This window comes from Pseudomonas pisciculturae (genome assembly GCF_015461805.1).
GTDB lineage: Bacteria > Pseudomonadota > Gammaproteobacteria > Pseudomonadales > Pseudomonadaceae > Aquipseudomonas > Aquipseudomonas pisciculturae.
The window spans coordinates 38,611-48,625 of the sequence record NZ_JACVZE010000015.1 but is presented as its reverse complement, the minus strand read 5'-3'; the positions used below and the strand labels follow the sequence as shown (position 1 = coordinate 48,625).

Annotated in this window: 8 protein-coding genes and 1 pseudogene; 7 read left to right on the top strand and 2 right to left on the bottom strand. The window is 60.0% G+C overall.

Annotation, left to right across the window (positions count from 1 at the left end; all coding sequences use genetic code 11):
- Nucleotides 1–574: 574 nt before the first annotated feature.
- Nucleotides 575–1,657 (bottom strand): LLM class flavin-dependent oxidoreductase, encoded by a 1,083-nt coding sequence (locus ICY20_RS27860; RefSeq protein WP_194939210.1) that lies wholly within the window; start codon nt 1,655–1,657, stop codon nt 575–577.
- A gap of 327 nt (nt 1,658–1,984) precedes the next feature.
- On the opposite strand from ICY20_RS27860, the pseudogene ICY20_RS27855 reads away from it, so the two are divergent.
- The 7 genes and pseudogenes from ICY20_RS27855 to ICY20_RS27825 form a co-directional block, all read left to right on the top strand.
- Nucleotides 1,985–2,734, top strand: a pseudogene (locus tag ICY20_RS27855) (ABC transporter permease subunit); the annotation flags it as partial.
- A 1-nt stretch (nt 2,735) separates the two neighbouring features.
- The gene (locus ICY20_RS27850) at nt 2,736–3,494 is read left to right on the top strand and encodes an ABC transporter ATP-binding protein (protein WP_194939209.1); all 759 of its coding nucleotides are present in this window, start codon (nt 2,736–2,738) and stop codon (nt 3,492–3,494) included.
- 145 nt (nt 3,495–3,639) lie between these two features.
- Complete coding sequence (locus ICY20_RS27845; RefSeq protein ID WP_159963230.1) at nt 3,640–4,677, top strand: isopenicillin N synthase family dioxygenase; 1,038 nt, start codon at nt 3,640–3,642, stop codon at nt 4,675–4,677.
- 13 nt (nt 4,678–4,690) lie between these two features.
- Nucleotides 4,691–5,485, top strand: coding sequence for a MetQ/NlpA family ABC transporter substrate-binding protein (locus ICY20_RS27840; protein ID WP_159963229.1), 795 nt, complete (start codon nt 4,691–4,693; stop codon nt 5,483–5,485).
- Nucleotides 5,482–6,228, top strand: a complete 747-nt coding sequence (locus ICY20_RS27835) for a methionine ABC transporter ATP-binding protein (protein WP_194939208.1) — start codon at nt 5,482–5,484, stop codon at nt 6,226–6,228. The genes ICY20_RS27840 and ICY20_RS27835 overlap by 4 nt, the downstream gene beginning before the upstream one ends.
- The gene (locus tag ICY20_RS27830) at nt 6,225–6,890 is read left to right on the top strand and encodes a methionine ABC transporter permease (RefSeq protein ID WP_159963227.1); all 666 of its coding nucleotides are present in this window, start codon (nt 6,225–6,227) and stop codon (nt 6,888–6,890) included. Before ICY20_RS27835 ends, ICY20_RS27830 begins: the two co-directional genes overlap by 4 nt.
- Nucleotides 6,891–7,081: 191 nt before the next feature.
- Complete coding sequence (locus ICY20_RS27825; RefSeq protein WP_159963226.1) at nt 7,082–8,500, top strand: M10 family metallopeptidase C-terminal domain-containing protein; 1,419 nt, start codon at nt 7,082–7,084, stop codon at nt 8,498–8,500.
- A 19-nt stretch (nt 8,501–8,519) separates the two neighbouring features.
- Here ICY20_RS27825 and ICY20_RS27820 read toward each other — a convergent pair whose 3' ends face one another.
- A complete protein-coding gene (locus tag ICY20_RS27820) occupies nt 8,520–9,923 on the bottom strand; it encodes an aminotransferase-like domain-containing protein (RefSeq protein ID WP_159963225.1) in 1,404 nt (467 codons plus the stop codon).
- Nucleotides 9,924–10,015 lie beyond the last annotated feature (92 nt).

Genomic DNA, 10,015 nt, shown 5'->3' with positions numbered 1-10,015 from the left:
ATTAGGTGACCTGTTCGGCTTACTCGTGCTCAGCAATCAAAGCGGGATTGGAATGCGCTAGTGCGGCAATGTGGAGATCAAAATGTGGGAGGGGGCTTGCCCCCGATAGCGGTGGGTCAGTCAAATCATTGGTGACTGACAGCCTGCTATCGGGGGCAAGCCCCCTCCCACAGTTGGTTGTGTGATGTGCTTGATTAGATGACCTGTTCGGCTTGCTCGTGCTCAGCAATCAAAGCGGGATTGGAATGCGCAGGTGTGGCAGTGTGGAGATCAAAATGTGGGAGGGGGCTTGCTCCCGATAGCGGTGGGTCAGCCAAATCATTGGTGACTGACAGCCTGCTATCGGGGGCAAGCCCCCTCCCACAGTTGGTTGTGTGGTGTGCTTGATTAGGTGACCTGTTCGGCTTGCTCGTGCTCAGCAATCAAAGCGGGATTGGAATGCGCTGGTGCGCCAGTGTGGGGATCAAAATGTGGGAGGGGGCTTGCTCCCGATAGCGGTGGGTCAGTCAAATCATTGGTGACTGACAGCCTGCCATCGGGGGCAAGCCCCCTCCCACATTGATTTGCGGTGTTCTTAAGCGACCTGTTGGGCCTGTTCGCGTTCGGCGATCAGCTGGCGAGTGAGGGGAATCAGGCGTTTGCCGTAATCGATTGCATCGTTGAGCGGGTCAAACCCACGAATCAGGAACGTGGTGATGCCCAGGTCGTAGTAATCCACCAAGGCTTCGGCCACTTGCTCAGCGGTACCCACCAGCGAGGTGGAGTTGCCCTGTGCCCCCAGCAGCCCGGCAATCCCGGTCCACAAACGCTTGTCCAGCCGCGACCCTTGCGCCGCTGCCGCCAGCAACCGGCGCGAGCCTTCATTCGGCGGTTCACGCCTTACAAAACCATTCTTCTCAGCCAGTTCGGTGGCTTGTTTGAGGATGCTCTCAGCCCGCGCCCATGCCAGTTCTTCGGTCTCGGCAAGGATCGGTCGCAGTGACAGGCTAAAGCGAATCGTACGCCCATGCTTGGCGGCTTCGGCGCGTACCTGGGTCACGATTTCGCGCACTTGCTCGTAGGTTTCGCCCCACAGTGCGTACACGTCGGCATGCTTGCCGGCCACCGCAATCGCGGCCGGGGACGAGCCGCCGAAATACAACGGAATGTGCGGCTGTTGTGGCGACTTCACGGTGGAGTGCGCGCCTTCGACCTGGTAGTAGGTGCCTTCAAAATCAAACGGCTGCTCGCTGGTCCATTCCTCGCGCACCACGCTCAGGTATTCGTCGGTGCGGGCGTAGCGCTCGTCTTTGCCGATATGGCTGCCGTCGGCGCGCAGTTCGCGGTCGTCGCCGCCGGTGATGATATGCACGGCGGTGCGGCCACCGTTGAACACATCCAGGGTGGTGAACTGGCGTGCAGCCAGAGTGGGTTGGGCGAAACCGGGGCGGTGAGCAATCAGAAATTGCAGCTTCTGGGTCACGCTGGCGGCGTGGGAGGCGATCAGCGTGCTGTCCGGGCTGTTGGAGTGGAAGGCCACCAGGGCGCGGTCGAAGCCGGCTTCTTCGTGGGCGCGCGCCACGGTTTCGACGTAGTCAGGTTGCAGGGTAGGGCCGCTGCGCGGGTGGATCTCGGAAGCGTGGTGGCCGCCGATGTAGCCGATGAATTCAATGCTCATGGTCTGTCCTTATCTTTTTCGGGATGGGCACCTCCACCGGGCAGGGGGTCGGTTATTCGCGTCCAAAGTAGGGGCAGGCGCCAGGCCTGTAAAATGCCGTTTGGTTCTATCCTAATTATTAAAATGTAGAATCATTAATTAGGTGTTGTATCAGTAATTTGCATTTTGAATGTATTAGGTTATTCCTGGAAAGACTTTCACAGGCGGTTTTTATGCGATTAGCCTGTGGTCAAGTTTTTATAAGGAAGCTGCCTGATGAGCGAGACGTTCTCTATCAACAAACTCGGCGTCGAGCCCAAAATAAAGCGTCGCTGGCGCACCCCGGACGCACTGTTGCGGCTGGTCAGCCCCCTCGTTTTATTGCTGCTGTGGGAGCTGGCCTCGCAGTTGGGCTGGATTCCTTCACGAGTCATCGCTGCACCTTCGCAGATCGGCGGCACGCTGTGGGCGATGATCGTGTCCGGGGAGCTGGGCAAGCACCTGCTGGTGTCGCTGCAACGCGCATTGTTTGGCCTGGGCATCGGCGTAAGCATCGGGGTGACGGCGGCGTTGATCAGCGGCTTGTCGAGGCGCGGTGAGGTGATCCTCGATTCGCCGATGCAAATGGTGCGCACCATTCCGTCCCTGGCGTTGGTGCCGCTGTTTATCCTGTGGTTCGGCATCGGCGAGTTCACCAAGATTGCCTTGATTGTCGTAGGCACCACATTCCCGGTGTACCTCAACCTGTTCGCAGGCATCCGCAATATCGACCCCAAATTGATCGAAGCCGCCAACACCCTGGGCCTCAACCGGCGTGAGCTTATCTGGCACGTGATTTTGCCGGGTTCGCTGCCGTCGTTTTTTGTCGGCCTGCGCTATGCCCTGGGGATTTCCTGGCTGGCGCTGGTGTTTGTCGAACAGATCAATACCACGGCCGGCATCGGTTTTTTGGCCAGTGATGCGCGGGACTTCATGCGCACCGACGTCATCGTGATCTGCCTGCTGATCTACAGCGTGCTCGGCCTGTTGATCGACGGCCTGATCCGCACCCTTGAACGCTTCGCCCTGGCCTGGCGCCCATCTTTTGTGAGGAACTGATATGTCGACCCTTCAAGCGCCTGTGCAACTGCGCAACGTGGTCCGCCAATTCGGCGAGCAGCGGGTTATCGACGGCCTGGACCTGGACATCGCCCCTGGTGAGTTCGTGGCCTTGCTTGGTGCCAGCGGCTCGGGGAAGACGACCTTGCTGCGCAGCCTAGCCGGGCTGGACAGTATCGACAGCGGCCAACTGCACGTGCCCAAGGCGCGGGCGGCGGTGTTCCAGGAGCCGCGCCTGATGCCCTGGAAGCTCGCGTGGAAAAACGTCGTGCTGGGCCTGCACATTCCCGATGCCAAGGCGCGTGCGGTGCAGGCCTTGACCGAAGTCGGCCTTGCCCACCGCCTGGACGCCTACCCAGCGACCCTCTCCGGCGGCGAAGCCCAGCGCGTGGCACTGGCGCGCAGCCTGGTGCGCGAGCCCAAGTTGCTATTGCTTGATGAGCCATTTGCCGCGCTCGATGCGCTGACCCGCATCAAGATGCATCGGCTCATTATCGAGTTGTGGCGCAAGCACACACCGGCCGTGTTGCTGGTGACCCACGATGTGGATGAGGCGATCCTGTTGGCGGACCGCGTGATTGTGTTGGAAAACGGCAAGATTGCCGAGCAACTGACCATCGACCTACCGCGCGCGCGAGACACGGGCCAGGAAGGTTTCCAGGCGATCCGTGCGCGATTGCTGCACCTGCTGGGTGTGGAAGCAGACGCGCCGGCGGTGCGGCCAGCAGCAGGTAGTTTCAAGCGTGTTGCCCATGGGTAGGTAGAGGCCCAGGCGCGGCTGCCTTGGGAAAGCTGCGCACCGATTGCCACGCCTAAGCTAATTCCAAAAAGATATTTATTGGTGGTTTTTAAGATCGTTTAGCTTGGACGCTTCTTCAGGCATTTGTTCATGGAGCGAGCCGCCGATGGCCTCTTTGCAATCGATCACCACCTTGCCGCTGCTGGACCTGTCGCAGCTCGACGGCACCCCACAGCAGCGCCAGCAGTTTCTTGATGAGCTGCGTTTGGCTGCACGCCATATCGGGTTTTTCTACCTTACCGGGCACGGTATCGACTCGGCGTTGTTGGCCGAAGTGCAGCAGCAGGCGCGGGCATTTTTTGCCCTGCCTGACGCCGATAAACTCGACGTTGGCATGCTCAACTCCCCGCACTTTCGCGGTTACAACCGCGCCGCTTCCGAGATCACTCGCGGTCAACCAGACTTGCGCGAACAGTTCGACGTCGGCGCCGAGCGTGAACCCTTGGCCGTCGGTGAATTCCCCGCTGCGTGGGCCCGCCTGCAAGGCCCCAACCAATGGCCGCAGGCCTTGCCGCAACTCAAGCCGCTGGTGCTCGGCTGGCAGCAGGCAATGACGCAAATGGCCCTGCGCCTGCTGCGTGCGTTTGCCCAGGCCTTGTCCCTGCCGGAAAACGCCTTCGATGCATTGTACGGCGACAAACCCAACGAACATATCAAGCTGATCCGCTACCCCGGCCGCCACGCCGAGCAAAGCCGCCAAGGCGTAGGCGCACACAAGGACTCGGGTTTCCTGAGCTTCCTGCTGCAAGACGAGCAAGCCGGTTTGCAGGTGGAAGTGGAAGAGGGCCGTTGGATCGACGCCTCGCCGCGTCCCGACACGCTGGTGGTGAATATCGGCGAACTGCTGGAGTTGGCCAGCAACGGTTACCTGCGCGCCACCGTGCACCGCGTGGTGTCGCCGCCGGTGGGCAGCGAGCGCTTGTCCCTGGCCTTTTTCCTCGGTGCGCAACTGGATGCGGTAGTGCCGGTGTACCAACTGGCGCCGCAACTGCTGCGCGATGCCCACGGCCCTGAAAGCGACCCGCGTAACCCGCTGCTGCGCGATGTCGGTTGGAATTACCTCAAAGGCCGCCTTCGCTCTCACCCCGACGTCGCGCAACGTTTCTATGCCCACGCCACGCTTCCCCAAGCACTATCTGCCTGATCAGGAGATCATCATGTTCAACAAAACCGCCCTCACACTGGCAGTGTTGCTAGCCTCATTCACCGTGTCTGCCGCCGACGCCTTGCGTGTGGCCGCCGACCCGATTCCCCATGCGCAGATCCTCGAATATGTGCAAAAGCTCGACCCGGATCTGAAGCTGAAAATCATCGAGATCCCCAGCGGCGTGAACTCCAACGAGTTGCTCGCCCACGGCGATGTGGACGCGAACTTCTTCCAGCACCTGCCGTACCTCAATTCCCAGGAGCAGGCCCTCGGCCAGAAATTCACGGTGGCCGCCACCGTGCATATCGAACCCCTGGGCATTTACTCCCATCGCCACACCAGCCTGGCCCAGGTGCCAGACAAAGGCACGGTGGCCGTGCCAAACAACGTCACCAACCTCAGCCGCGCGCTGTACCTGCTGCAGGCCAATGGCTTGATTAAGCTCAAGCCGGGCTTTAACGACGCCTCCAAGGACCAGGCCACGCCGAAGGACATCGCCGAAAACCCCAAGCACCTGAAGATTCTCGAAATCGAATCGCCGCAGATTCCGCGTGCGCTGGATGATGTGGACCTGGCGGTCATCAATGGCAACTTTGCCCTTGAGGCGGGCTTGTCGCCGGCCAAGGACGCCTTGGGCCTGGAAGCGGCCAAGGGCAACCCTTATGCGAACATTCTGGTGACCACGCCAAAGTTGTCGAAAGACCCGCGTATTGAACAACTGGCCAAAGACCTGCGTTCGCCGCAAGTGGCCAAGTTCATCACCGAGAAATACTCAGGCTCGGTGATCCCGGTGGCGGTCGAATGATAGTTGTCGAGGGCGTCAGCAAAACCTACGCGAGCGGCCAGCCGGCAGCGCTGGACAACGTGTCGTTGCAGATCGCCGATGGCTCGATCTTCGGCATTGTCGGGCGCAGCGGCGCGGGTAAAAGTACCTTGTTGCGCTGCCTTAACCTGCTGGAGCGACCGACGTCCGGGCGTATCCTGATGGATGGACAAGACCTTACCCAACTTGGCGACAAGCAACTGCGCCAGCAACGCCAGCGCATCGGCATGATCTTCCAAGGTTTTAACCTGCTGCATTCGCGCAACGTGGCGGACAACGTCGCGGTGCCGCTGGAAATCGCCAACGTGCCCAAGGCCGAGCGCGTTGCGCGGGTAGCCGAGTTGCTGGCATTGGTGGGTTTGAATGACAAGGCCCAGGCGTTTCCTTCGCAGTTGTCTGGCGGTCAGAAACAGCGCGTGGGCATTGCCCGCGCATTGGCGGCGCGCCCGGCGTATCTATTGTCGGATGAGGCCACCAGTGCGCTGGACCCAGAGACCACCGCGTCGATCCTTGAGCTGTTGCGCGATATCAATCGCCAGCTCGGCGTGACCATTGTGTTGATCACCCATGAGCTGGAGGTGGTCAAGGCCATCTGCGACAGCGCGGTGTCCCTGGCGGATGGGCGTGTGGTGGAAAGCGGCACCCTCGTGCAGTTGCAGGCCGACCCCTCGTCGCGTCTTGGCCGTTCGTTGGCGCCCAGCCTGCAAGTGGTGAGGGCGGTATGAAAACCGATTGGAATGACATTGTTCAACTGCTGCTCAATGCCACGGGTGAAACCCTGTACATGGTGCTGCTGGCCGGGTTGTTCACCCTGTTGATCGGCCTGCCGCTGGGCGTTTTGCTGTTTGTCAGCCGACGCGACGGGCTGTTGCCGTTGCCCCGTATCAACCGCGGCCTGGGTGCAGTGATCAACCTCGGCCGATCATTGCCGTTTGTGGTGATGTTGATCGCGTTGATTCCGCTGACGCGCCTGATCGTCGGCACCACGTTGGGCAGCACGGCCGCTGTTGTACCGATCACGATTGGGGCCTTTCCGTTCTTTGCACGCATTGTCGAAACGGCGCTGGATGAAGTGGACAAGGGCCGCATCGAAGCCATCGTGGCCATGGGCGGTGATATTCGCCACGTGATCCTCAAGGTGCTGTTGCCCGAAGCCTTGCCGGCGCTGGTGGCCGGGGTGACCTTGACGCTGGTGATGCTGATTGGCTTTTCGTCCATGGCTGGCGTGATCGGTGGGGGTGGCCTCGGTGACTTGGCGATTCGGTATGGCTACCAGCGCTTTAACAACGAGATCATGGTGGTCACGGTTATTGTGCTGGTGTTGCTGGTGCAGGGTGTGCAAAGCCTGGGGGATCGTTGCGTAAGGTCGTTAGCTCATCGCCGATAAACAATTGTGTACGTGCGTTATTGGTCAAGCACGGGATGCTCAAGGGGCGAGTGAGGCAATAAGTCCTGCGCAGCTTGCACTTGAGTTCCTGCGCAGTACGTAGCAAAAGACGTTCGGTTTTTTATAGGGTACGTACAGCGCAACTGTAGCCGTGAGTCGAAAATGGGTGGTCTTATTTGAGAGATCCACCCATGACGTCGATATACCCGTATGCGAGCAACACGTTTGTGACCATTGAGAAATTTCGGCACCGGGATGATCGCGGTCATGGCATACGGCACAACGGCTTTACTTCAAAAACGCCTGAGCAGGCGTCTGCGCAACTGTGGCGTACCAGCCGTGGTTGGTCGGACAGCAATGGCGACCAGCGTTACGACACTAGCTATGAGTTCCGCACGCCGCCTGCCGATACCAAAAAAATACAGCTTCATAAAAACGGGTTCACCCCTGTAGGCGAAAACCAACGGCAGCAGACCCGACTTAGCTTGCAATCGATCGAAGATGTCGCCCGTGTCAGGTTCATCGAGGGGCCTAAAACCCAAGCCAGTGAAGGGCATCTGGTGATCGGTAATTACGGGCAACGGTTCGATACAGAAGGCAAGCCTGCAATGAGCAACCCCCATGCTGACTTGCCGTCACCTCGTCTAACCGCCAGTGCAGTCTGGTTTGTCGACAAGGCAAACCATAGGGCGGTGCCTGATGCTGCCCTGGGCAATAGTGGCCGTTATACGCTTATTCATGAGTTGGGCCACGGCATGGGGCTCAGTCATGCGGGGTACTACAACGGCAGTTTCGATACATCCCGGGTCAGCCACCACGAGGACTCTCGCAGTCATACCGTCATGAGCTACCGAGGCGAGCGCACCGGTCATATACATCACGAAAATTTCTGGCCGTCGGCGCCGCAACTTGATGACATCGCAGCGCTTCAACACAAATATGGGGTTAATCACGAAACCCGCAAAAGCGATACGGTCTACGGCTTCAACGCCAATACAGACCGAGACTTTCTGAGCGTCAACAACGAGCAGGACAAAATTGTCGCCGCCGTGTGGGATGGTGGCGGCAATGACACCCTGGATTTTTCCGGCTACATGCAAGGCCAGAAAATCAGCCTGAAGGCCGGGACATTTTCTGATGTGGGTGGCTTGAAAGGAAACGTTTCGATTGCTTATGGCACAACGATCGAAAACGCTATAACCGGTTCCGGCAACGATTTACTGGTGGGCAATGAAGTAGCAAACACGCTCTGGGGCGGTGACGGTGATGACTGGCTATACGGTGCCGAAGGCGCAGATATCCTGTGGGGAGGCCCAGGCGCAGATCAGTTTGTCTACGGCGGCATCAATGAGTCGACCCAGATCGCCACAGACCAGATCATGGATTTCGTCAGCGGCGAGGACCGTGTGGACGTCTGCGCGATCACTGCATCATTGGGCACTGGGCCGCTTAGATTCGTCAGTGAATTTTCCGGTGCCAGGGGCGAAGCGATCGTAGACTACGACCCGGTGTTGCACATGAGTACGTTGCAGATTACCGGCAAATTTCACGAGCCTACCTTTGTACTCACCGTGAACGGGAAGCTGCAGGCTGGCGATATCGTGAGTTGATGAATGGTGGGCGGCGACGTTAGCCGCCGGCCCGGAGCAGTGATTCAAACAGCGCCTGCACCTGAGGCACGTCGGTGTGGGCCACGTTGAAGCGCATCGTATCGGGGAGCGCCGGGTCGTAACCAAATAGCGTGCCGGGCGCCAGTACCATGCCTTGTGTTAAAGCGTCCTGGGCAAGTTGTTCGCCGTCTACCCCTGGTGGCAGTTGCGCCCAGATAAACATCCCGCCTTCATACGCCATCGCCAGTTCGCAACCGCAACGCTTGAGCCATTGCTCGACGCGCCCGCCAGCCTCCATCAAGCGCTGCACCATGCGCTTGCGGTGCTTGGTGTAACTGCCTTCGCTGAGCATGCGGTACACGATCTGCTCGAATAGCTCCGAGGTGATACCTCCGCTCATCAACTTCATATTGGTGAGGTTGGCCGCCAGTTGCGGCGCGGCCACCACGAAACTCACGCGGGTATTGGCGCTGAGGCTCTTGGAGAACCCCGACAGGTAAGTGACCTGCTCCAGACCGGCCAGCGCTGCCAGGCGCGGTGGCGGGTTGGGGTGCAGGTCGCCGTAGAGGTCGTCCTCGATGATATGGCACTGGTACTGCTGGGTCAGTTGCAGCAGGCGAAACGCCTGGCTTGGGCTGAACGTATGGCCGGTGGGGTTTTGCAGCACGCTGGTGGTGAGGTATAGGCTGGGGCGGTGCTCAGCCAGCAGGTGTTCAAGGGCGGTGAAGTCAAAGCCATCGGGGCGGCGTGCGATGGTCACTACCTTGACCCCGTGCAGGGCCAGGTTGGCGTGGAAGTTGAAATAGCACGGCGTGTCCAGCAGCACGGTATCGCCGGGGCGGGCGAGCAGGCGCATGAGCATGTCCAGGCCCTGCACGGTGTTGGGGGTGGTGATGATTTGTTCCACCGGCACCGACAGGCCTTCAGCGTGCAGTTTTTGTTGCAGCGCCTGGCGCAACGGCAGCAGGCCGGCCGGCGTGCCCAACCCGGCAATCCGCAGCGACGGCGCACGCACCACGCTGCGCATGGCTTGGCGCAGGGTGTCGGTGTCCAGCCAGTCTTCCGGCAGGTGGCCGCCGCCGGGGCGTTGGTCGCCATGCACGGTGGCCAGGGGGCGACGCAAGACGCTGAGCAAGTCTTGGGGCAGCAACTCGACCCAGTTCGATGAGGCCGGGCGCACGCTGTCCATCGTCACGAAGTAGCCACGGCCCTGGCTGGAGCTGAGCAGGTTACGCCCCCGCAGACGGTCGAGGGCCTCGTTGAGGGTGAACTTGCTGACGCCCAGGGTGTGGGTCAACTCGCGCACCGACGGCAACTTGCTGCCGGGCGCCCATTCCCCGTTTTCGATGGCCTGGCTGAAGGCTTCAACAATCTGTTGCACCTTGGGCGTGCCCGGCGCGAAGGCAATGGCGGAGACAAACATGAGTCGTCCTTGAGTTTGCTGGTGATTTTACCGGTAAAGTCCGGCGGGATTAGACCTGACTTTACCTGCCCAGTGCAATGCCGCTTGCCTAG

What these genes read in the sequence shown, in the direction of transcription:
- ICY20_RS27845 (WP_159963230.1), top strand. Translation starts at nt 3,640, where the DNA reads ATGGCCTCTTTGCAATCGATCACCACCTTGCCGCTGCTGGACCTGTCG.
- ICY20_RS27860 (WP_194939210.1), bottom strand. Translation starts at nt 1,657, where the DNA reads ATGAGCATTGAATTCATCGGCTACATCGGCGGCCACCACGCTTCCGAG.
- ICY20_RS27850 (WP_194939209.1), top strand. Translation starts at nt 2,736, where the DNA reads ATGTCGACCCTTCAAGCGCCTGTGCAACTGCGCAACGTGGTCCGCCAA.
- ICY20_RS27820 (WP_159963225.1), bottom strand. Translation starts at nt 9,923, where the DNA reads ATGTTTGTCTCCGCCATTGCCTTCGCGCCGGGCACGCCCAAGGTGCAA.
- ICY20_RS27825 (WP_159963226.1), top strand. Translation starts at nt 7,082, where the DNA reads ATGACGTCGATATACCCGTATGCGAGCAACACGTTTGTGACCATTGAG.
- ICY20_RS27830 (WP_159963227.1), top strand. Translation starts at nt 6,225, where the DNA reads ATGAAAACCGATTGGAATGACATTGTTCAACTGCTGCTCAATGCCACG.
- ICY20_RS27840 (WP_159963229.1), top strand. Translation starts at nt 4,691, where the DNA reads ATGTTCAACAAAACCGCCCTCACACTGGCAGTGTTGCTAGCCTCATTC.
- ICY20_RS27835 (WP_194939208.1), top strand. Translation starts at nt 5,482, where the DNA reads ATGATAGTTGTCGAGGGCGTCAGCAAAACCTACGCGAGCGGCCAGCCG.